We start from the raw sequence: 22,336 nt of genomic DNA on the forward strand, positions 1-22,336 counted from the left end.
CCTGGCCGCGCTCAGCGCGGCTGCGGCTCCACAAATCGCAGCGAAGTCGCCGTCAGCTGACGGACTTCAGCCGTTGCGCCGCGGTGAACGTCGCGGGATCGAGGCCCAGGTGGTCGCGCAGCGTGGTGCCGGTGTACTCGGTGCGGAACAGCCCGCGCCGCTGCAACTCCGGCACCACCGCGTCGACGAAGTCGTTGAACGTGCCCGGCGTCTGCGCCGCCGACACCATGAAGCCGTCGGCCTCACCGGCGTGGAACGACTCCTCGATCTGATCGGCCACCTGCTCGGCGGTTCCCACGAACTGGGGCAGCAGCACACCCTGGGCGTACCACCTGCCGATGTCGCGCAGCGTGAGGTTGTCGCGGTCGGCCACCCGCCGGGCAGTGTCGAACAGCCCCTGCGTGCCGGACACCTGCACGTCCTCCACCGGCGCATCGAGGTCGTACACCGAGAAGTCGTGGTCGGTGTGCACCGACAGCGTGATCAGGCCGGACACCGGGTCGGCCAGCTCGTTGTGGAACGCCTGCTTCTCACGGGCGATCGACTCGGTCTCGCCGATGAACGGGATGAAGGCCGGGAAGATGAGCACCTGATCCGGATCGCGGCCGTAATCCGATGCCCGCGACTTGATGTCGTCGTAGTAGGCACGCCGGCCCTCCGGCGTCGGGTCGATCTCGAAGATCGCCTCGGCCCAGCGGGCGGCGAAGTCCCTGCCGGTGTTCGACGAGCCCGCCTGGATCAGCACCGGCCTGCCCTGCGGGGAGTGCGGCACGTTGAGCGGTCCGCGGGTGCGGAAGAACTCGCCGTCGTGGTCGACGTGCCGGATCCGCGACGGGTCGGCGAAGACACCGGTGGCCTTGTCGAGCACCAGCGCGTCGGGCTCCCAGCTCGCCCACAACTCCAGGGCCGTGCGGACGAACTCGTCGGCGCGCTCGTAGCGGTGCTCGTGGCCGAGGTGCTCGTCGCGGCCGAAGTTCTGCGCCTCACCCTGGGTGAGCGACGTGACGATGTTCCACGCCACCCGGCCGCCGGTGATGTGATCGAGGCTGGCGAAGATCCGGGCCAGCTCGTAAGGGTGGAAGTACGTGGCCGACTTCGTGATCGCGACACCGAGCTTCGTGGTGACCGCGGCGATGCTGGCTGCCACGATCGACGGGTCGAGCGTCGCGGTGGCCTGCGTGCCGCGGCGCAAGGGCTCGGCGATCCCGTCGCCGTACCGCACCGGCGCGGCCAGCAGGTCGGCGAAGAACACGAAGTCGAACTTGCCGCGCTCCAGGATCCGGCCGAGGCGGTGGTAGTACTCCGGCGTGGTGAACCGGGTGTCGCTGGCGGGATGTCGCCACGCGGCGTGCGAGTGGGTGACCTGCGACGCGATCTGGAAGCCGCCGAGGTGCAGTTGACGAGTCACGAGTGCTCCTTGGTTGTGATTTGTGGAGTCCTGGCCGCGCTCAGCGCGGCTCAGGTTCCACAAATCGCTCAGAAGTAGGCGTTGGCCGGAATGGGCGTGCCGTGCAACAGGTTCTGACCGATCACCCGGGCCTTGTACGCCACCGGGTTGTGCAGGGTGATGGTGCGGATGTTGCGCCAGTGCCGGTCCAGGTTGCGCTGCCGGCTCGCGGCGCTGGCTCCGCCGAGTTCGAGCAGCCGGGTCGCGGCCTCGGGCGCCACCTGATCCAGGTGCACCTTGACCTTGGCGGCCCGCAGCTGCGCCTCGGTCGCCAGCCGGGCGTCGGGCACACCGTCGATCTCCGACGCGTCGGCCGCATCGATCGCCGCGGCGGCGTCGAGCACGGCCGCCCGCGCCACGGATGCCGTGCTGGCCAGTTCGCCGAGCTGACGCTGCAGCAGGGGATCGTCGGACGGCCGTTCGGCGAGCGCATGGTTGAAGTTGCGGTCGCGCGACTCCAGCAGCGCCACACCGTCGTCGACGACGTTGGCCAGCACGCCCGCGACAACCGCGTGGATGTAGAGCTGCAGCGCCGCGTACTGCACCGTCGGCGCGGGCTCTGCGTCATAGGGCGTGTCGCTGAGCACCTCGTCGGCGGACACCGCGACGGCTGTGAACGTCGTGGTTCCGGTGCCGGTGCGACGCTGGCCGAAGCCGTCCCAGTCGTCGACCAGCCCCACCCCCTCGCGGTCGGCGGGCACCACGACGGTGGCCACCGAGTCGTGGTCGGTGGTGGTCGCGACGGTGAGGTGATCGGAGAACAACGTGCCTGTGCTGTAGTACTTCTCGCCGTCGAGCCGGTACCCGTCGCCGTCGGGTGTGAGCCGTGTCTTGAACACCAGGCTGCCGACCGCGAGTGAGCCCTTCTCGCTGAACGCGTTGCCGAACACCTTGCCCGCGGCGACCTCGTCGAGCCACCGCAGCGACACCGTGTCGGCGGGGTCGGCGCGCAGCGCGCGCAGCCGCTCCTCGACGAACCAGAAGTGAGTACGGAAGATGTGGGCGACGATCGGGTCGGCGCGCGCCAGGTCGATGACCGCCGAGAACAGTTGCGGGACGGTGAGTCCGGCGCCACCGAGCTCGACAGGCAGGCGCAGCGCACCGAATCCGGCGCGTTTGAGCGCAGCGACCTGGTCGAAGGGATTCTGGTCCTCGAGGTCGCGGTCCTTCGCGCCCGCGGCGATCTGTGCCAGCAGGATCGCGAACTCCGGCGAGTCGGGCAGCAGCGGGTTGACGCGCTCAACGGTGGTCATGGCGCAGTTCTACCGACGGCGCCGGCAGGGGGCACTGCTTTGGATCAGTCGGAACCGAACGCGCTACTGCGTGAAGCCGATCGTGGTGTAGTTGAGGTCGCCGATCCCCGCCGGGCCGTAGTTGGCCAGATCGCTGCGGACCGCGACGTTGCCCGCCGACTGGAACAGCGGCAGGCTGTGCACCGTCTCGAAGATCATCTTGTCGAGCTCGTTGGCGTTGTCTCGGGCCTTCGCGGGATCCAGTTCGGACAGCGTCTTCTCGATCTGCGCGTCGATCTGCGGGCTGCCGATCTTGCCGACGTTGCCCTCACCGGTGGACGCGTAGATCTGGGTCAGGCTCGACAGCGGGAAGGCGTCCCCGCCGTAGGCGAACTGGACGAGGTCGAAGTTGCCGGGTGTGACGAACTCGGTGAACAGCCGGCCGCCCGAGGCGGGCACCAGCTCGAGGTTGACGCCGATCTGCGCCAGGTTGTTCTGCGCCACCTGGGCGATCTGCCGGGTGCTCAACGCGTCGTAGAAGACGTCGCGGATGCGCAGTTGCCTACCGTCTTTCTCCCGGAACGGGCCGTTCTGCCGCCAGCCCAGCGCGTCGAGTTCCTGCTTGGCCTTCTCCGGATCGAAGGCCACCACCCCGCTGTTGTCCTGATAGCCCTCCTGGCCGGCGAGGTAGATGTGGTTGTTCAGCGGTCGCGGCTCGTTCACCAGGCCGTTCTGCGACACCGTCGCGATGGCCTGCCGGTCGATGCCCTTTGCGACGGCGAGCCGCAGCCTCGGGTCGGACAGGATCGAACCCGGTGCGCCGTTGACGGTGAAGTGGTACCAGCTCGCGGCGGGCGCGCGCCGGATCGAGATGCCCGCCGTGCCGCGGGCGATGTTCAGCTCGTCACGGGTCGCCAGCCCCATCGCGTCGAGCGCGTTGTTCTGCAGGGCGGGAATCCGGGCCGCGTCGTCGAGCACCGTGAACGTGATCGAGTCCAGCCTGGGCTTGGCGCCCCACCAGTTCGGGTTGCGGGTCAAGATGATTCGCTGCGCGGCCTTGTCCACGGTGGAGACGATGAACGGGCCCGCCGACGGACCCGGACCGTTGAGCTGGCCGCGGTTGAACGCCTCCGGGTCGGCGGTCGTGCTCTTGGGGTAGAGCATCGTGTTGCCTGCGAAGAATCCCTTCCAGTCGGCGTAGTGCGCCTTGAAGGTGACCACGGCCTGCCGTTCGTCGACCCCCTTGGTCACCGACTCGACGCGCTCGGTGCCGTTCGGGGAGGCGATCAGGTAGCGCTTGTCCTTGCCGCTGGTCGCGTTGATCTGGGAGGCGATGTCCTCCCACGTGATCGGCGTGCCGTCGGACCATGTCGCCTTGGGATTGATCGTGTAGGTGACCTGTTGCGGGTCGGTCTTCGTCAGTTCGACATTCGTGAAGTAGTCGGTGTTCACGGTGGTCTGCCCGTCGGGGGCGATGATGAACGACCGCGGCATGGTGGGTCGCAGCAGCCCACCGAGCTCGCCGAGGTTGCCGTCGATGTGCAGGGTGTTGAAGTTCGGCGGGAAGCCGGTGAGCGCGAGGCGCAGGTTGCCGCCGTCGCGCAGTGCCGCCGGGTCCTGCGGATTGATGTCGCTGGTGGTGCCGAGTTCGGCGTTGCCGCCGGGCGACGGCGCAGAATCGTCGCGGCTGGAACAACCGGCCAGGGTGAGGACCAGTACGGCCGCGGCGGCGATGGCTCGTCGGGCGCCGAACGTGTGCGTCATCGCACCGATGCTAGCGGCGCGCCGCACCGATCAGCGGTTGCCGTGCAGTTCCGCGGGCGGTCGGGGCACCGCCGCCAGCAACGCGCGGGTGTACTCGTGCTGCGGTTCGCCGAGCACCGCGTCGGCGTCGCCCTGCTCCACGATCGCGCCCCGGTGCATCACGGCCACCCGGTGGGCCAGGTGCTTCACCACCGACAGGTCGTGCGAGACGAAGAGGTAGGACAGCCCGAACCGGTCCTGCAGGTCGAGCAGCAGATTGATGATGCCGGCCTGGATCGACACGTCGAGGGCCGACACCGGTTCGTCGAGCGCGAGGATCTTCGGCTGCAGTGCCAGCGCGCGGGCGATGCCGACGCGCTGCTTCTGGCCGCCGGAGAACTCCGCGGGGAAGCGCGCGGCGTCCGAGCGGTGCATGCCGACGGTGGTCAGCAGATCGGCGACCCGGTCTTCGATGTCTGCCTTGCCGAAACCATTGGCCGACAACGGTTCGGCGAGCACCTCGTACACCGGCAGTCTCGGGTCGAGGGAGGCGACGGGATCCTGGAACACCACCTGCAGCTCACGGCGCAGCGAGCGCCGCGTCGCCTTGTCCGCCGCGGCCACGTCGTGACCCAGTACCTCGATCGATCCGCCCTGCGGGCCCGCGAGTTCGAGGATCTCGTGCAGCGTCGTGGACTTGCCGGAACCGGACTCGCCGACGATGCCCAGGGTGCGCCCGGCGGGCAGGTCGAAGCTGATGCCGTCGACGGCGCGCACTTCCCCCACCTTGCGGCGCAGCACGACGCCCTTGGTGAGCGAGTAGGTGCGGGTCAGATTCCGGACACGCAGCGCCACAGCGTCTTCGGGTTCCGCATCGGCCACGCGGACGGGTTGGATGCTCACCCCGTAGAGATCGGCGGCGCTGCGTCCGGCGACGTCCTCGGTGCGGATGCAGGCCGCGGTGTGGCCCGGCGCGACGGGCAGCAGGTCGGGTTCGGCGGCGCTGCAGTCGTCGATGGCCAGCGGACAGCGTGGCGTGAACGGACATCCCGGCGGCAGCGCGTCGAGTGCCGGCGGCGCACCCGGGATCGGCACCAGGCGGGTGCCCTGGCCGGCGTCGAGGCGCGGGACCGAGCCGAGCAGCCCTGCGGTGTAAGGCATCCGGCGGTCGGCATACAGCGTCCTGACGTCGGCCACCTCGACCGCACGCCCGGCGTACATGACCAGCGCCCGGTTCGCGAACTCCGCGACCACCCCGAGGTCATGGGTGATGATGATGACGCCGGCGCCGGTGACGTCGCGGGCGGTGCGCAGCACGTCGAGGATCTGTGCCTGCACGGTCACGTCGAGCGCGGTGGTCGGCTCGTCACAGATCAGCAGGTCGGGATCGTTGGCGATCGCGATCGCGATGACGACCCGCTGCCGTTCACCGCCGGACAGCTCGTGCGGGAAGGACCGCGCCCGCCGGTCCGGCTGATGGATGCCGACCAGCTCGAGCAGCTCGACCGCCCGTCGCCGAGCCGCGGCCCGGCCGAGGTCGCGCTGATGGATCCGCAGCGCCTCGGCGATCTGGTCGCCGACGGTGTAGACCGGCGTCAGCGCCGACATCGGGTCCTGGAACACGGTGCCGATGCGGGCGCCCCGGACGGCCGACATGGCCCGGTCGTCGCGGTCGAGGAGTTCCTCGCCGTGCAGTCGCACCGACCCGGTGACCTCGGCGTACTCGGGCAGCAGACCGACGACGGCCATCGCCGCGGCCGACTTGCCGGATCCGGACTCGCCGACGACCGCCAGCACCTCGCCGGGCTCGACGCGGTAGGTCAGCCCGCGCACGGCGTGCACCGACGCCTGCTCGGTGGGGAAGGACACGTGCAGGTCGGTGACCTCCAGCAGCGGGCTCACCGGGCACCGCCCCTGGTCCGCCGCGCACGTCGCAACGCACGGCTGCCGGGGTCGAGGGCGTCGCGCAGGCCGTCGCCGGTGGCATTGGCGCACAACACGATCAGCACCAGCACGGCGGCCGGGAACAGGAACACCCAGGGGAACGTGATCGCGGACTTCGTGCCGTCGGCGATCAGCGTGCCCAGCGACACGTCGGGCGGCTGCACGCCGAAGCCGAGGAAGCTCAGGCCGGTCTCGGCCAGGATCGCGACGCCGACGTTGAGTGCGGTGTCGATGATCAGGATGGAGGCCACGTTGGGCAGGACGTGGCGGACGATGATCCGCGGTGTCCGGACCCCCATGTAGCGCGCGGCGACGACGAATTCGCGCGTCCGCAGGCTCATCGTCAGGCTGCGCACGATGCGCGAGCTGATCATCCAGCTGAACACCGAGAACAGCACGATCAGCCAGAACACCCGCGCGTCGGGGTCGAGCCGCGGCGTGACGATCATGATGATCACGAAGCTGGGCACCACGAGCAGCAGGTCGACGATCCACATCAGCGCCGAGTCGCGGAACCCGCCGAAGTAGCCGGCGATCGAGCCGACCGTCGCGGCGATCAGCGTGGAGATGAACGCCACGCACACCCCGATCAGCATCGACTTCTGCATGCCGCGCAGCGTCAGTGCCAGCAGGTCCTGGCCGAGCGCGTTGGTGCCGAACCAGTGCTCCGGACTGGGCGGTTGCTGCAGCGCGTAGTAGTCCAGTTCGGTGTAGTCGTAGGGCAGCAGCGGTGGCAGCGCGTAGCAGGCGACGAACAGCGCGGCGAGCAGCACCAGCGAGAGGACCGCGAGCCGGTTGCGCAGGAACCGCCGGGTCACCAGGGTGCGGCGGGACGCGAACGAGGCGGCGTCGACGCCGGACTGGGTGGAGGAGAAGCCTGGTTGCGTCATGTCACCCGCACTCTCGGATCGAGTGCGGCGTAGATGACGTCGGAGAGCAGTCCGGCCAGCAGCACCACCGCGCCGGTGAACACCGACACCGCGGCGATGATGTTGGTGTCCTGGGTGGCGATGCCCTGCACCGCCCATTCGCCCATGCCGTGCCAGCCGAAGATCTTCTCGATGAACACCGCGCCGGTGACCACGCCGCTCATCCCGTACGCGAAGAGCGTCGCCATCGGGATCAGCGCGGTGCGCAGGCCGTGCCGGAACAGCGCCTGCCTGCGGGTGAGGCCCTTGGCCCGTGCGGTGCGGATGAAGTCCTGACCGAGCACGTCGAGCATGGCGTTGCGCTGATAGCGGCTGTAGCTGGCGGCGAATCCGAGCGCGAGGGTGAACGTCGGCAGCACCAGGTGCTGCACCCGGTCGACGAACTGGTTCCACGCCCCGCCGACCGCATCGGCGGACGTCTCGCCGGTGTACTCGAACAGCTGCACCCCGAGTACCGAGTTGATCTGCAGCGCGCCGAGGATCAGCACGTTGGCTACCACGAACGTCGGCGCGCTGAGCAACAGCAGCGACGCCACGGTGATCACCCGGTCGGACAGCCGGTACTGGCGCACCGCGCTCCACGCGCCGAGCACCACCCCGATGAGCGCGCCGAGCACCGACCCGACGATCAGCAGCCGCAGACTCACCCCGACGCGGCGCCACAGTTCCTCGGCGACGGGCTGGCCGGTGACCGTGGTGCCGAAGTCGCCCGTCACCGCGCCGGTGACCCAGTCGGCGTAGCGGACCGGTATCGGCGCGTCGAGGTTCAGTTCGGCGGCCTTGGCGTCGATCGCGGACTGCGGTGGGCGCGGGCTGCGTTCCAGCAGGCTGTCCAGCGGCTGAAAGGTCACCGAGGTCAGCGTGAACGTCAGGAAAGACGCCAGCGCCAGCAGGATCAGGTAGTTGAGCAGCCGGCGCGCCAGGAAGCGCGTCATCGGCGCATGACCTCCCCGGCCTTCGGCTGCATGGGCACAGGGTAGAAGAGCCACGCCGGTGAGGTCGTCATGGCCGTGCCCCCGGCGCGTCCACGCGCGGCGCAGAGCAGGCCGGATGGGGCGGCGTTTCGGCTCCGGCGCGATCGGTTACATCCTCCCGGAGGGGTCACCGGGCCTCCTGCGAACTGTCCGACAGACCGAACGGAGTAACCGAGCGATGCCGTCGAATCGAATCAGACTCGCGTCCGCTGCCGTGGGCACCAGTGCGTTGCTCGCCATGGGTGGTCTGACCGTCGCCTTCAGCACGACGAGTGTGGCTCAGCCCCCGGGGCCGGTGGACTCGGGGTCGACGACCACGACGCAGGCCAGCGAGGAGGCCCCGCCCGAGGAGGCCCCCGCCGTGACGCCGAGCAGCGCGCCTCCCGCAGTGGGCAAGAACTAGCGCCCGGTTTCACAGCCCGCGCATAGACAGCGCACAGCCTTCCCCTACGCGGACCTCTGATACTGGTGTCCGTGGTGAACAAGAGCGACGCCGAGCGGGTCGTCATGCGTCGTGCCGACGGCGCACCGATCCGCGTCCTGGTCGTCGACGACGAACCGGTCCTCGCCGAGCTGGTGACGATGGCGCTGCGGTACGAGGGCTGGGACATCGCCACCGCCGGGGACGGCGCGACCGCGATCCGGCTGGCGCGGGAGAACCCGCCCGACGTCGTGGTGCTGGACGTGATGCTGCCCGACATGAGTGGACTCGACGTGCTGCAACGTCTGCGCGAACAGATCCCCGGGCTGCCGCTGCTGCTGCTCACCGCCAAGGATTCCGTCGAGGACCGCATCGCCGGTTTGACCGCCGGCGGCGACGACTACGTCACCAAGCCGTTCAGCCTCGAGGAGGTGGTGCTGCGGCTGCGGGCGCTGTTGCGGCGCACCGGGGTGGCCAGCGAGTCGGGCGGCGCGCAGATCGTCGTCGGCGACCTGGTGCTCGACGAGGACAGCCACGAGGTGACGCGCGGCGGCGACGTCATCTCACTCACCGCGACGGAGTTCGAGCTGCTGCGCTTCATGATGCGCAACGCCCGGCGGGTGCTGTCCAAGGCGCAGATCCTCGACCGGGTGTGGAGCTACGACTTCGGCGGCCGGTCCAACATCGTCGAGCTGTATGTGTCCTACCTGCGCAAGAAGATCGACAGCGGCCGTGAGCCGATGATCCACACGCTGCGCGGCGCAGGTTATGTCCTCAAGCCCGCTCGCTGACCCGGGCGTCGACGGCCGCACCCACATCTGGTCTCCGCGCACCTGGTCGCTTCGCGTCCGGCTGCTGGTCACTCAGGTGGTGCTGCTGGCGCTGGTCTGCGCCGTCGTCGGCATCGGCACCGTCGTCGTGTTGCAGCGCTTCCTGTCCAATCAGCTCGACGCCCAGGTGGTCGAGGCGGGCCGGCGGTCGGTCGGTCTGTTCGGTCCGCCGCCGCCGGGGTTCCCTCCGCCGGGCATGCGACCACCGCCGGGGTTCCCTCCGCCGCCGCCGTTCCCGCGGCGCATCATGATCCGCGACGAAGCCGGCCCCGGCCCGGCCTTCCTGAACGCACCAGGGCAGGCCGCCGGGACGGTCGGCGCCGTGATCGGCCGCAACCGGCTGGACGCCGGGGTGATCACTGCCGACGGCACCCCGGCGCAGATCAGTCCCGCCGCGGCCGCCCAGCTCGCCGACGTGCCGGCGAACGAGACTCCGACCACCGTCGAGCTCGACGGGCTGGGCAGCTACCGCGTCATCGCCAGCCGCGCCCACGGCCCGCGTGGGGTCATCGTCGCCGGGCTGCCGACATCGGCGGTCGACGACACCGTGCTGTCGGTGCTGCTGATCTTCGGTGTCGTCGGCGCGGTGGCGCTCGGCGCGGGCACCGTGGTGGGCATCGTCGTCATCCGCCGCCAGCTCGCCCCGCTGTCGCGGGTGTCGACGGCCGCCCGCGAGGTGGCCGATCTGGAACTCGACCGCGGCGAGGTGCGGCTGCCCACACCGATCGTCGAGGTCGATCCCGCCGGCGCGCACACTGAGGTCGGCCAGCTCGGCACCTCATTGAACCGGATGCTCGATCGGATCTTCGACGCGCTGTCGGCGCGGCACGCCAGCGAGACCCGGGTGCGCCAGTTCGTCGCCGACGCCAGCCACGAGCTGCGCACCCCGCTGGCCGCCATCCGGGGTTACACCGAACTGGCGCAACGCAAGTCCGGCGAACTACCCGACGACGTCGCGCACGCGATGAACCGGGTCGAGTCCGAGACGCAGCGGATGACCCGCCTCGTCGAGGACATGCTGCTGCTGGCGCGCCTCGACGATGGCCGCCCGCTGGAGCGTGAGCCGGTGGACTTGTCGCGGCTGACCGTCGACGCGGTCAGCGACGCTCATGTCGCCGGCCCCGAGCACAGGTGGTCACTCGACCTGCCCGACGAGCCGGTGCTGGTCACCGGCGACGAGGCACGCCTGCAGCAGGTGCTGGCGAACCTCTTGGCGAACGCCCGCACCCACACACCCCCGGGTACGTCGGTGACCGCGTCGCTGGCCGTCGATGCGGGTGACGCGGTGCTCACCGTCCTCGACGACGGGCCCGGCATCCCGCAGTGGCTGCAGCCCGAGGTCTTCGAGCGGTTCGCGCGCGGCGATTCGTCCCGCTCGCGACGCGGCGGCAGCACCGGCCTGGGGCTGGCGATCGTCGCCGCCGTCGTCCGCGCGCACGGCGGCACCATTGCCATGGACAGCGAACCGGGCCGCACCCGCTTCGTCGTTCGGCTGCCCGGGTCCACACAGCCGACCCACAGCGCGGCCTCATCGCACACCTAGTCCGGGTCACCAGGATTGACGGGTGACCCTGGCACCTCCCCACGAAGAGACGCAGACAACCACGCCGAGCCGGGATTTTCGGACGCCTCGGGCCGCAGCGCAGCGGATCGCGCACGCGGTGCTGCTGCTCGGTACCGCCGCGCTCTACCTGTGGAACCTGTCCGCCAGCGGATGGGCCAACGCCTTCTACTCGGCCGCCGCACAGGCCGGCGGCTCCGACGCGACGGCGATGCTGTTCGGATCGAGTGACGCCGCCAACGCCATCACCGTCGACAAGACTCCGGCCGCCCTGTGGGTGATGGATCTGTCGGTGCGGCTGTTCGGGCTGCACCCGTGGAGCGTGCTGGCGCCGCAGGCGATCGAGGGGGTGGCCGCGGTGGCACTGCTGTACGCGGCGGTGCGGCGGGTGAGCGGGCCGGGCGCGGCCCTCATCGCCGGCACTGTCCTCGCGCTGACGCCCGTGGCGGCGTTGATCTTTCGCTTCAACAACCCCGACGCCCTGCTCGTCCTGCTGCTGGTCGCGGCGGCCTACTGCGTGCAGCGGGCGTGTGAGCCCGACAGCAGCCGGTGGTGGCTGATTGCCGCGGGCGTCGCCGTCGGCTTCGGGTTCCTGGCCAAGATGCTGCAGGCGCTGCTGGTGCTGCCCGGTTTCGCCGCGGCCTACCTGTGCACGGGTCACCGGTCGCTGGGCCGTCGTACGGCAGACCTGCTCGGCGCCGGAGTGGCGATGGTGATCGCCGCCGGGTGGTATCTGCTGCTGGTCGAGCTGTGGCCTGCGTCGGAGCGGCCTTACATCGGTGGCTCGCAGCACAACAGCATTGTCGAATTGGCATTGGGCTACAACGGTTTCGGCAGGCTCACCGGCGCCGAGACGGGCGGGCTGGGAAACCTGAACCACGACGTCGGCTGGGGGCGGCTGTTCGGTGCGGGCATGGGTGCCGACATCGCCTGGCTGCTGCCCGCCGCGATCGTCTGCCTGGTGGCGGCCGCCGTGCTCAGCCGCCGACGCGATGTACGCGCCGCGATGCTGCTCTGGGGCGGCTGGCTGGTGGTGACGGCGGTGGTGTTCAGCTTCATGCACGGCATCGTGCACTCCTACTACACCGTGGCGCTCGCACCGGCGATCGGCGCGGCGATCGGCATCGGCTCGATACTGTTGTGGCGCAACCGCTCCGATCCGCGAGTGGCGGCGGTGATGTCGGCGACGGTACTCCTCACGGCGGGGGTGGCGGCGGTGCTCCTCGGCCGCCAGGACACCTTCCTGCCGTGGCTGCGCACGGTGGTGGTGAGCGCGGGAGTGGTGGCAGCGGGTCTGTTACTGGTCAACCGGCGACTGCCGGAGCGGCTCGCGCGGGCGGCGGCGGCCATCGCCGTGGCCGTCTGCCTGACCTCGCCCGCGGTGTGGTCGATCGCCACCGCCGCCACACCGCACACCGGCGCGATACCGACCGTCGGCCCCGACCGCGGCTTCGCCGGGCCCGGCGGCCCGGGGCACGGATTCGCCGGGCCGGTCGGCCCTGGCCACGGTTTCGCCGGGCCGGTCGGTCTGCTGTCCGCGCCGACGCCGGGACCGCGGCTGACCGCCGCGCTGTCCGCCGATGCGCAGCACTACACCTGGGCCGCCGCGGTGGCCGGGTCGAACAACGCCGCCGGCTATCAGTTGGCCACGGGCGCACCGGTGATGGCCGTCGGTGGGTTCAACGGCACGGACCCGGCGCCGACCGTGGCGGAATTTGAGCAGCTGGTGGCCGCACACCGGATCCACTACTTCGTGGAAGGCCGGCTGATGCGGGGCGCCAAGGCCGGAGGCGACGGCGGCAGCCGCGACGCGGCTCTGATCGCCGAGTGGGTCGCGGCGCATTTCCGGCCGACGGTCCTCGACGGTGTCGTGATCTACGACCTCGACGCACCGGCCGCCGACTCATAGCCGCCGCACAGGTTGTGCCCACATCGAACACACCCCACGACCCGACGATGGAGCCATGACAGACACCGCCCTGGAACCCGGCGCCACCCGCGCCGCAGCGCCCGCCGCGGAGCGCAACACGCGCTTCGCCTGCCGGCCGAACGCCGCGCTGGCCGCCCGTGCCGCAGGCGTGCCGGCCCTCGATGTCGTCGTTCCGGTGTTCAACGAGCAAGCAGCGCTTACGGATTCGATCCGCCGCCTGCACCGCCACCTGTCGGAGGACTTCCCGTTCCCTGCGCGCATCACGATCGCCGACAACGCGAGCACCGACGAAACGCCGCGCATCGCTGCAGAACTCGCCGTCGAACTCGGCGATGTCCGCGTCGTGCGCCTGGAGGAGAAGGGCCGCGGGCGGGCGCTGCACGCGGTGTGGTCGGCGTCGGATGCGCAGGTCCTGGCGTACATGGACGTGGACCTGTCCACCGATCTGGCGGCGCTGGCTCCGCTGACGGCGTCGCTCATCTCCGGCCATTCCGATCTCGCGATCGGCACCCGGCTGAATCGCGGTGCCCGGGTGGTGCGCGGCGCCAAGCGCGAGATCATCTCGCGCTGCTACAACTTCCTGCTCAGGTCGACGCTGTCGGCGCGATTCTCAGACGCGCAGTGCGGCTTCAAAGCGATCCGCGCCGACGTCGCGCACGAGCTGCTGCCCTACGTCACCGACACCGGGTGGTTCTTCGACACCGAACTGCTGGTGCTGGCCGAGCGCAGCGGCCTGCGCATCCACGAGGTGCCGGTCGACTGGATCGACGACGAGGACAGCCGGGTGGACATCGTGGCGACCGCCGCCGCCGATCTCAGGGGGATCGGCCGACTGCTGCGCGGCTTCGCCGACGGCTCGATCCCGGTACATCTGCTCGCCGCGCAGCTGGGCTCGTCACGGATGTGCGCGCCGCGGACGTCGCTGCTGCGGCAGGTGGTCAGGTTCGGTGCGGTCGGCGTCGTGTCGACCGTCGCCTATCTGGCGCTGTTCATGCTGACCCGAGGAGTGTTCGGCGCGCAGGCGGCCAATCTGGTGGCGTTGCTGGTCACGGCGATCGGCAACACCGCGGCCAACCGGCGGTTCACCTTCGCGGTGGCCGGGCGCGCCTCGATGGTCCGCCACCACGTTCAAGGCCTGCTCGTCTTCGCCGTCGCGTTGGGTGTGACGAGTGGATCGCTGGCCCTGCTGCATGGGCTGATTCCGCAGCCGCATCGCGCTCTCGAGCTCGCGGTACTGGTCGCGGCCAACCTGGTCGCCACCGTGATGCGCTTCCTGCTGCTCCGCGGCTGGGTCTTCCATCCCCGCCGAACCCGCTGACTCCGAACACGATCGAGGACTTCCGATGACACTCACCGCTCCCCAGCCGGTCGCCGGCTCCATCACCGCCGCCGAGAAGCCGCGCTGGCAGCGGCTGGCCCTGCCGGCACTTCTGGTCGCCACGGCCGTGCTCTACCTGTGGGGCCTGGGCCGGTCCGGCTGGGCCAACCACTACTACGCGGCCGCCGCGCAGGCCGGCACCCAGAGCTGGACGGCCTGGCTGTTCGGTTCGCTGGACGCGGGCAACGCCATCACCGTCGACAAGCCGCCCGCCGCGCTGTGGGTGATGTCGCTGTTCGGTCGGCTCTTCGGGTTCAGCCCGTTCACCATGCTGCTGCCCCAGGCGCTGATGGGGGTGGCGACCGTCGCGCTGCTCTACGCCGCCGTGAAGCGCACCAGCGGACCCGCCGCAGGCCTGGTCGCCGCCGCAGTGATGGCCGTGACACCCGTCGCCGCGCTGATGTTCCGCTTCAACAATCCCGACGCGCTGCTGGTGCTGCTGCTCGTCGCGGCGGCCTATGCCATGGTGCGCGCCATCGAGACCGCGGGTACCCGCTGGCTGGTACTCGTGGGGTGCGCGCTGGGTTTCGCGTTCCTGACCAAGATGCTGCAGGCGTTCCTGGTCGTCCCTGGCCTCGCGCTGGCCTTCCTGGTCGCCGCACCGGTGGGGTGGTGGCACCGCGTCCGCCTGCTGTTCGTCGGAGCCGTGTCGATGGTCGTGTCGGCAGGCTGGTACATCGCACTGGTCGAGTTGTGGCCGGCGGGCTTACGGCCCTACATCGGCGGCTCGACGGACAACAGCCTGTTGCAGTTGGCATTGGGCTACAACGGGATCGAGCGTATCGCCGGCGGCGAGAGGCCGGGCGCCGGTGGACCCGGCGGCGGCCCGGGCGGCAATCTGTTCTTCGGCGGCCAGGCGGGCATCGGCCGGTTGTTCGGCGCGTCCATGGGTGTCGAGGCGTCGTGGCTGCTGCCCGCCGCGTTGATCGGCCTGGCGGCGGGCATCTGGTTCACCCGCCGCGCGCCGCGCACCGACGGGGTGCGCGCGGCGCTGCTGCTGTGGGGCGGCTGGCTGGTGGTGACGGGTGCGGTGTTCAGCTTCATGGACGGCACCATCCATCCCTATTACACGGTGGCGCTGGCGCCGGCCGTCGCGGCGCTGGTCGGCCACTCGGCCGCCGAACTGTGGCGGGACCGTGCGCACCTGCTGCCGCGGATCGTGCTGGCCGCGATGGTGGTTGTCACGGGGGTGTGGGCGTTCGTCCTGCTCGACCGCACACCGGACTTCGTGCCTGCGCTGCGATGGGCCGTGCTCGCCGTCGCTGTCGCCGCGACCGTGGTGCTGGCGCTGCGCGTGCACCGATTGCGGCGCGCGACCGCGGTGGTGGTGCTGGCGGCGGCGTTGTCCGCGCTCGCCGCACCGGCGGCGTTCGCGGTCTACAACGTCGCCCATCCGTCCAGCGGTCCGGGCACCATGTCCGGACCGGCGCGTGATGGCGGGTTCGGCGGTCCGGGCGGACGCGGTCCCGGCGGCGCACCGCCCGGTGCGGCGAGCGACAACGAAGCGCTCGAGTCGCTGCTGACGTCGGTCGACCGGCGTTGGGCCGCAGCGGGAATCGGGTCGATGAGCGTGAGCGGGCTCGAACTCGAAACGGGCACGTCGATCATGGCGATCGGCGGGTTCACCGGATCTGACGACTCACCGACGCTCACCCAGTTCCAGCAGTACGTCGCCGACGGCCAGGTGGGCTACTTCCTCGCGAGCAATGAGCACGGCGGGCCGCCCCGGCACCGCGACGGCAGCGCCGCCGAGATCACGGCGTGGGTCGAGCAGAACTTCCCGGCCGGCGACGTCGGCGGGACGACGGTCTACGACCTGCGCACCCGCTGACCGCCGCTTCTCCGCCCGAGAAGACAGAATCGTGCTGATTCCCAATGCAGTCATGCGCATGGGTGTGTTGTTATCTTCTGGGCGTTTGGCTGCCGCGACCGCAGGAGGACCCATGTCCGCGACCGACGAGTACCTGAAGAACAACGAGGACTACGCCAGGGACTTCAGCGGGCCGCTGCCGCTGCCGCCGAGCCGGCACGTCGCCGTGGTGGCGTGCATGGACGCCAGATTGGACGTGTACCGGATCCTCGGCCTGGCCGAGGGGGAGGCGCACGTCATTCGCAACGCCGGCGGCGTGGTCACCGACGACGAGATCCGCTCGTTGGCGATCAGTCAGCGCCTACTCGGCACCACCGAGATCATCCTGATCCACCACACCGACTGCGGCATGCTGACGTTCACCGACGACGACTTCAAGCGGTCGATCCAGGAGGAGACGGGCCTCAAGCCGCAGTGGGCCGCCGAGGCCTTCCCGGATCTCGAGGAGGATGTGCGTCAGTCGATCCGCCGTATCGAGGCCAGCCCCTTCGTCACCAAGCACGAGTCGTTGCGCGGCTTCGTGTTCGACGTCGCCACCGGCAAGCTGAACGAGGTCACGGTCTAGCCTGCGTCAGCCCACCTTGTAGGTGGCGATCGCCTTGGCCACCGCGATGCCGTCGGGGGTGACGACGTCGACGTCGCAGTTGACGAGGGTCTTGCCGCGCCGCAGCACCCGGCCGACGCCGACCAGATCGGTGGCCCGCGCCGGCGCGAGGTAGTGCACGGTCATCGACGTGGTCACCCCGCGCAGATCGTCGGGTACGTCGGCGCCCGCCCATGCCGCGGCCATCACGGTGACGTCGGCCAGCGCCGCGATGGCCCCGCCGTGCACCATGTCGCCGATCGTGGTGTTGGTCGGGTCCCACGGCAGCAGTAGCCGCACCTCGTCAGGGTCCAGCCGCTCCGCAACGATGCCCAGCTTGACGGCGAACGGGGACTGCGGGATGAAGGCGGCCATCACCTCGGCGCCGGTGCGGGGCTGAATCGTCGTCATGTCTCCAGTGTGAGAGGCCGGGCAATTACCTCCGGGGTAATCGTGTTGCGTCAGCCCGGCCGTTGAGCACCGCGGCGAGGCTGTTCAGATCGGACTCGAGCTGATCCACCCGCCGGAGTGAGTCGGTCAATTCGAGGGTGCCGTCGGTCTCGGGGACGACGGGGTCCTTGGCATCCGACTCACCCTCCACGGGGGCATCGCCGCGCGCTGCGGCGATGGCCTCGCGCAGCTGCCGTATTCCCGTGCAAACCCGGTCGTCGGTCCACCCGTGCAGTCGCCGTGACCCGTCGGACAACAGCGGGGTGAGCCGCAGATAGGCCTCGTGCACGGCATCGATGTGCACAGCCTGTTCGTCCCGCACGGCGTCGGGTTGCGAGAAGACGCTGATCTCCGTCGCGGCCGATGCGACTTTCGTCAGCACTGCAGCGTGAGTGCGGTCCAGTTCCGCTTCGGCCGCCGGGACGTCGGATTCCCGGCCCGGCAGATGCGATTCGAGCGCACCATCGAGAGCTTTCAGGTACGTGAGAACAGCCGGACGGATTTCGCGTGTGTCGCGAATCGGCGCGATGGTGAGTGCCACGACCGCCGCGACGCAGCCACCGATGAGGGCCGCGACCGACTTGTCCCTGACCAGATCGAGGTAGCGGCCTTCGGTGGCGAAGAGCGGCACGAACGCGATACTCATCCAGAACACCATCGCGGGGTAGGAGACAGGCGCGCTGACGATGGTCAGGAACACGCCGATGGCGACCACGGCGACGGTCCAGAACACCCCCTGGGGCACACAGGCGGCGATGGCCACTCCGCCTACTGCGCCGAGAATTGTTGCAGGCAGGCGTGAGAAGGCTCGGCGCGCCGAGAGCCCCGCGGATCCGGCGAGGACGACGAACGCCGTCCAGGCCACCACGAGGCTCTGTTCGTTACCGACGGCCTTGGCGATCAGGCCGGCCCCCACCGCTGCGACGACGGCCTGGATCGCGAGTGTCATGGTGGGCGAGACGAGTCGAGCTGCTGGATCGGTCTGCGGAGCGTCGGCGGCCGGAGTCGTGGCCGTGCCGACCGCCGCGGACGCCGCGCTTACCAAATCCTGTGTCCGCGTCAGGGATTGCGCGATGACCTCGCCGGCGGAGAGCAGCGACAGTGCCGCGAGGAGCGTTCGCGGCGGGAACGGCGCCGCGCCGCATTCGGTCGTCTCGGTGAGCGCGCCGTGGATGTGGCCGCGAAGCACCCGGGCCCTGCCGGCTACGGTGTCCCTGGCGCTGTCGTCGGAGTCGTCGCCGAACGCAACGGCGAGCCCGTGCAGGGTGCTGGTGACAGACCAGGCGATCTCATCGGGCAGCGACCGCAGCCACCCCGGATCTTCGGCCTGTGCGACCAGGTCCTCGAGTCCCTTCTGGACCGAATGCAGCGCAACCCGTAGCCGATCGACGTCCTGCGGCGACATCCCGTGCGCGACGGCGCCGGCGAACTGCGTTTCGGTCGCTCTACGGCAGGACTTCGCCCGTTCGAGACGCGTATGCAGTGCTCTCGCCGCACGGTCGGGGGGCGTTCCGTCGCGGGACGTGTTGAGGACGTCGACGGCGGCGGCGACGGTTTCGGCGGCGCGGCGAGCGAAGGCGTGCACCGAACGGGTCAGCGACCGCACCGGAACATCGCGCAAGATCACCGATTCCCAGATGGCCAGCCAGCCGAACCCCAGAGCCAGGGCGACGACGAACCACCCGACCCTGCCGACGGTGATGTGCCCGGCGCCGGTGACATAGACGGTGATCGCACCCATCAGCGCCAGACTCGCGATCCGGGTGCTCCACGCCCGCAGCGCATACGACGAGAACATCAGCAGCACAAGCAGCATCGCACCGAGCCAGACTGCCTGGCGGGTGAGGGCGACCGTCAGGATGACGGCGAGCGTCGACACCACGACCGCCCAGCCGAGGGTGCCCGCACGGTCCCGGGGTCGCGGATCGGGCGCCAGCAACGCGCCCTCGAAAGCGGCACCCGCCGCGAACAGCGTGATACGCACCGGATCCGCGACGTCGAACGCGGACGTCACCGCGACCATGGTGGCCCATGCGAGCACGGTCGCGCCCACGGCCCGGGCGCCACGGCGCGTCCGCACGTAACCGGGGTCGAAGATCTCTACGCGCGCCGACACACGGCGGATCATGGACACGGCGGCAACCTCATCGAAGAATCCTCACGAGCAGCGGCTGGTCACCGTTATCGACGTTCGGGAACATCGTATGGACGCGTGACTCGTTCCGCACGAGAACTCCTTTCGCTCATGACAGCGGATCGATCCCAAGGGATCCAGTTGACCTTTGGTCGGCTTGGCGCGGGCCCCAAGGTTGAAGCGTCAGCGCGCGTCGGACCAGCCATTCGTAAGCGTTCGTCACAGTCGTCGGCTGCGCGCTTCGGCAGTCGACGGCGCTGCGATGCCTGACGGCGAACTGCCAATCGCGTCAATACCGTTCGGGTGGTCCGCTGGTAGTGCTTAGCTTCAGGTGTCAGTAACCGTCCGGTTGCGATCCAGACCAGAGGAAAGGCGGTCACCCATGTTTTTGTCGGGCTCTTCCGCACGCCGTGCGGTGACCGGATTGATCGGCAGCGGGGTGATGGCCGGTGCGTTGTTGTTCGGCGGTGCCGCATTGGCGTCCGCGCAACCTCTGCCCCCTCCTCCGCCCGCGCCGCCTGGCTGTACAGCCGGGGACCTTGCCCAAGCCTCGGGCACAGTAGGAACCGCGATGGGGGTGTATCTGTTCAGCCACCCGGACGTCAACAACTTCTTCACCAGCTTGCGTGGGCTCCCGAACGAGGAAGTGCGCGGCAGGGTCCAGACCTATATGGACGCCAACCCCCAGGTCGAGGCCGAGATCAACGGGATCCGTCGGCCGGTTTCCGACCTGCGGGCACGCTGCGATGCACCAGCCCCTGTGGGTGGCTGATGACTCACTCGACACGGACGTGGGCCGCCGCCTCGGTGTGCGTCTTCGCCCTCGCGACCATCCCTGGAGCGATCGTCACCGTCGCCGGTCCCGGGATCGCGAACGCCGACGTGTGCGTCAGCGCCGGCCGACGGGTATCGGTGAGCGGCTGTGCCAACGTCGCCGACGCGGTCGCGCCGTATGTTCCGCCGCCTGCCTATTACGCGCCCATGCCGTACGACCCGCCGCCGCCTCCGAACGTCACCGGGTGCGTGAGCTACAACGGCCGGTGGGTCAACGCGGGCGGGTGCAACTGAGCCTCTCGGATTGAAAGGCCGCGCCCCACGGCCGGGTCGCCCGAGAACCACAGAAGCTCGTTTGCCGAATCCAGGGTTCAATTTTGCCCCACGTTCACATCCCTCCGAAGCTCTTTCATTACCGCAGCACACGCGTCGGATTTACCGTACCGTCAGCACAATCGCTCCGAGCTCGGGAGCAGCGCTGACCAGCCCTCGGCGCCGGTTGAGAAGGAGCCGAAAAGCATGCGCATTGTCGTGGACTTGAACAGGTGCCTGGGATATGCGCAGTGTGTCCCGCTGGCACCCGACGTGCTCCAGCTGCAGGGCGAGGAGGCGCTCGCCTACGACCCGAACCCCGACGATTCGCAGCGCCAGCAGGTCGCTCGAGCGGTCGCTTCGTGCCCGGTGCAGGCGATCATCGCGGAGATGAACCCGCCCTCGGATCGGGTGACACTGTGAGGTCGCTGATCGACGACCTGGTCAGGACATTCAAAGCCGAGGGCCGGATCGTCATTGTTGGGGCATCGCTGACGGGCTTGCGCGCCGCAGAAGCCCTGCGCGACGAGGGCTTCACCGGCTCGCTCACCATCATCGGCGACGAAGTGCACGAGCCGTACGATCGCCCGCCGCTGTCCAAGCAGGTGCTCAAGGGATGGGTGCCGGCCGAGAACACCAAGCTGCCGCGCCTGCGCGAGGTCAATGCCGACTGGAAACTGGGGGTGGCGGCCACCGGTCTCGATCGCGACAACCGGGAAGTGCTTCTCGCCAACGGCGACAAGGTGCCCTATGACCGGTTGTTGATCGCCACCGGCGTCCGCTCCCGCGGGTGGTTCAACCCCGAAGAGGCGAAGCTCAAGGGCCTCTACACCCTGCGCACAAGCGACGACGCCGCGCGGATACAAGCGGCTTTCAAGGCTCGCCCGAAGCGGGTGCTCATCGTCGGGGCCGGGTTCATCGGGTCCGAGATGGCTTCGGTCTGCCGGGATCTCGGGCTCGATGTGACGGTCGCGGAGCGGTCCAGCGCACCGCTGGTCGGACCGCTGGGCGGGGTGATCGGCGACATCGCCGCCAAGATGCAGCGCGACGCCGGTGTCGATCTGCGCACCGGGGTGGCGGTGGAGGCCCTCAAGGGTGATGCCGACGGTCATGTCCGGCAAGCTCAGCTCTCGGACGGCACCCTGCTGGACGTCGACGTCGTGGTGGCGTCGCTGGGGTCCGTCCGCAACATCGAATGGCTCGAAGGCGCAGAGCTCGCCAGCGGGTTCTGGGGTGTGGCGTGCGACGCCGGCTGCCGCGCCTTCGACATCAACGGCGTGGTGACCGACAACATCTTCGTCGCCGGTGACATCGCGCGGGCCCCGCACGTCCTCTACGAGTACCAGTTCATGGCGATCGAGCACGTCGACGCCGCTGTGCTGGGCGCCCGGACCGCGGCGCACAACATGGTCAACCTCGAGAAGGGGCGGCGTCCACACCTGCCGCTGCCGCAGTTCTGGTCCGGCCAGTTCGGAGTGAACATCAAAGGGGTCGGCGTGTGTTCCTTCGGCGACGAGATCGTGTTCACCCAAGGCTCGGTGGAGCATCTCCGCTTCGCTGCGGCCTTCGGCAAGAACGGCCGCATCGTCGGTGCCATCACCTTCAATCACGGCAAGTGGCTGGAGTACTACGCCCGGCTCATCGAGCAGTCGGCGCCGTTCCCGCCGCCGCCACCCGGTTACGACGTGCCCACCGACGCCGAGCCGATGTCGGCGCGGTTCGGCGATCCGCGCGCACCGACCGGGATCCCGGATGTCGTTCTCACCGGCCATGATCCGACGTCACGGGGCGCCGAGTACCGCCCCAAAGCCCGCTAGGACTGGA

Annotated in this window: 19 protein-coding genes; 11 read left to right on the top strand and 8 right to left on the bottom strand. The window is 69.7% G+C overall.

Annotated elements, in window-relative coordinates; translation table 11 throughout:
- Nucleotides 1-52: 52 nt before the first annotated feature.
- The 6 genes from ACPCHZ_RS21645 to ACPCHZ_RS21670 form a co-directional block, all read right to left on the bottom strand.
- Nucleotides 53-1,408 carry an LLM class flavin-dependent oxidoreductase gene (locus ACPCHZ_RS21645; protein ID WP_423486611.1) on the bottom strand — a complete coding sequence of 452 codons (1,356 nt, stop codon included), beginning with the start codon at nt 1,406-1,408 and terminating at the stop codon, nt 53-55.
- 68 nt (nt 1,409-1,476) lie between these two features.
- Complete coding sequence (locus ACPCHZ_RS21650; RefSeq protein WP_423486612.1) at nt 1,477-2,700, bottom strand: acyl-CoA dehydrogenase family protein; 1,224 nt, start codon at nt 2,698-2,700, stop codon at nt 1,477-1,479.
- Between the two features lie 63 nt (nt 2,701-2,763).
- Nucleotides 2,764-4,443, bottom strand: coding sequence for an ABC transporter family substrate-binding protein (locus tag ACPCHZ_RS21655; protein ID WP_423486613.1), 1,680 nt, complete (start codon nt 4,441-4,443; stop codon nt 2,764-2,766).
- A gap of 30 nt (nt 4,444-4,473) precedes the next feature.
- Complete coding sequence (locus ACPCHZ_RS21660) at nt 4,474-6,324, bottom strand: dipeptide ABC transporter ATP-binding protein (RefSeq protein WP_423486614.1); 1,851 nt, start codon at nt 6,322-6,324, stop codon at nt 4,474-4,476.
- Entirely contained in the window at nt 6,321-7,256 is a 936-nt protein-coding gene (locus ACPCHZ_RS21665; RefSeq protein ID WP_364973989.1) for an ABC transporter permease, read from the bottom strand. Before ACPCHZ_RS21665 ends, ACPCHZ_RS21660 begins: the two co-directional genes overlap by 4 nt.
- Nucleotides 7,253-8,230: an ABC transporter permease gene (locus tag ACPCHZ_RS21670; protein WP_423486615.1), complete on the bottom strand. Its 978-nt coding sequence runs from the start codon at nt 8,228-8,230 to the stop codon at nt 7,253-7,255. The genes ACPCHZ_RS21665 and ACPCHZ_RS21670 overlap by 4 nt, the downstream gene beginning before the upstream one ends.
- 253 nt (nt 8,231-8,483) lie before the next feature.
- On the opposite strand from ACPCHZ_RS21670, the gene ACPCHZ_RS21675 reads away from it, so the two are divergent.
- The 7 genes from ACPCHZ_RS21675 (at nt 8,484) to ACPCHZ_RS21705 (ending at nt 16,824) form a co-directional block, all read left to right on the top strand.
- Nucleotides 8,484-8,672, top strand: coding sequence for a hypothetical protein (locus tag ACPCHZ_RS21675; RefSeq protein WP_423486616.1), 189 nt, complete (start codon nt 8,484-8,486; stop codon nt 8,670-8,672).
- 104 nt (nt 8,673-8,776) lie between these two features.
- On the top strand, nt 8,777-9,481 hold the full coding sequence (locus ACPCHZ_RS21680) for a response regulator transcription factor (protein WP_423486689.1): 705 nt from the start codon (nt 8,777-8,779) through the stop codon (nt 9,479-9,481).
- On the top strand, nt 9,459-11,063 hold the full coding sequence (locus tag ACPCHZ_RS21685; protein ID WP_423486617.1) for a sensor histidine kinase: 1,605 nt from the start codon (nt 9,459-9,461) through the stop codon (nt 11,061-11,063). The genes ACPCHZ_RS21680 and ACPCHZ_RS21685 overlap by 23 nt, the downstream gene beginning before the upstream one ends.
- Nucleotides 11,064-11,085: 22 nt before the next feature.
- Nucleotides 11,086-12,990 carry an ArnT family glycosyltransferase gene (locus ACPCHZ_RS21690; RefSeq protein WP_423486618.1) on the top strand — a complete coding sequence of 635 codons (1,905 nt, stop codon included), beginning with the start codon at nt 11,086-11,088 and terminating at the stop codon, nt 12,988-12,990.
- A gap of 55 nt (nt 12,991-13,045) precedes the next feature.
- A complete protein-coding gene (locus ACPCHZ_RS21695) occupies nt 13,046-14,329 on the top strand; it encodes a glycosyltransferase (RefSeq protein ID WP_423486619.1) in 1,284 nt (427 codons plus the stop codon).
- A gap of 25 nt (nt 14,330-14,354) precedes the next feature.
- Complete coding sequence (locus tag ACPCHZ_RS21700) at nt 14,355-16,220, top strand: ArnT family glycosyltransferase (RefSeq protein ID WP_423486620.1); 1,866 nt, start codon at nt 14,355-14,357, stop codon at nt 16,218-16,220.
- A gap of 112 nt (nt 16,221-16,332) precedes the next feature.
- Complete coding sequence (locus ACPCHZ_RS21705; protein ID WP_423486621.1) at nt 16,333-16,824, top strand: beta-class carbonic anhydrase; 492 nt, start codon at nt 16,333-16,335, stop codon at nt 16,822-16,824.
- A 6-nt stretch (nt 16,825-16,830) separates the two neighbouring features.
- Here the strand turns inward: ACPCHZ_RS21705 and ACPCHZ_RS21710 are convergent, their stop codons facing one another.
- Both ACPCHZ_RS21710 and ACPCHZ_RS21715 read right to left on the bottom strand, forming a co-directional pair.
- Complete coding sequence (locus ACPCHZ_RS21710; protein WP_423486690.1) at nt 16,831-17,220, bottom strand: PaaI family thioesterase; 390 nt, start codon at nt 17,218-17,220, stop codon at nt 16,831-16,833.
- A gap of 58 nt (nt 17,221-17,278) precedes the next feature.
- On the bottom strand, nt 17,279-19,408 hold the full coding sequence (locus ACPCHZ_RS21715) for an FUSC family protein (protein ID WP_423486622.1): 2,130 nt from the start codon (nt 19,406-19,408) through the stop codon (nt 17,279-17,281).
- Between the two features lie 460 nt (nt 19,409-19,868).
- Here ACPCHZ_RS21715 and ACPCHZ_RS21720 point away from each other — a divergent pair, with 460 nt between their 5' ends.
- The 4 genes from ACPCHZ_RS21720 to ACPCHZ_RS21735 all read left to right on the top strand — a co-directional run bounded on the left by ACPCHZ_RS21720 (nt 19,869) and on the right by ACPCHZ_RS21735 (nt 22,329).
- Nucleotides 19,869-20,198, top strand: coding sequence for a heme-binding protein (locus ACPCHZ_RS21720; protein ID WP_423486691.1), 330 nt, complete (start codon nt 19,869-19,871; stop codon nt 20,196-20,198).
- Entirely contained in the window at nt 20,198-20,494 is a 297-nt protein-coding gene (locus ACPCHZ_RS21725; RefSeq protein WP_423486623.1) for a hypothetical protein, read from the top strand. The genes ACPCHZ_RS21720 and ACPCHZ_RS21725 overlap by 1 nt, the downstream gene beginning before the upstream one ends.
- A 225-nt stretch (nt 20,495-20,719) precedes the next feature.
- A complete protein-coding gene (locus ACPCHZ_RS21730; RefSeq protein ID WP_423486624.1) occupies nt 20,720-20,935 on the top strand; it encodes a ferredoxin in 216 nt (71 codons plus the stop codon).
- The gene (locus ACPCHZ_RS21735) at nt 20,932-22,329 is read left to right on the top strand and encodes an NAD(P)/FAD-dependent oxidoreductase (protein WP_423486625.1); all 1,398 of its coding nucleotides are present in this window, start codon (nt 20,932-20,934) and stop codon (nt 22,327-22,329) included. The genes ACPCHZ_RS21730 and ACPCHZ_RS21735 overlap by 4 nt, the downstream gene beginning before the upstream one ends.
- Nucleotides 22,330-22,336 lie beyond the last annotated feature (7 nt).

The sequence above is a fragment of the Mycobacterium sp. NPDC050041 genome (assembly GCF_049541695.1).
Classification (GTDB): Bacteria; Actinomycetota; Actinomycetes; order Mycobacteriales; family Mycobacteriaceae; genus Mycobacterium.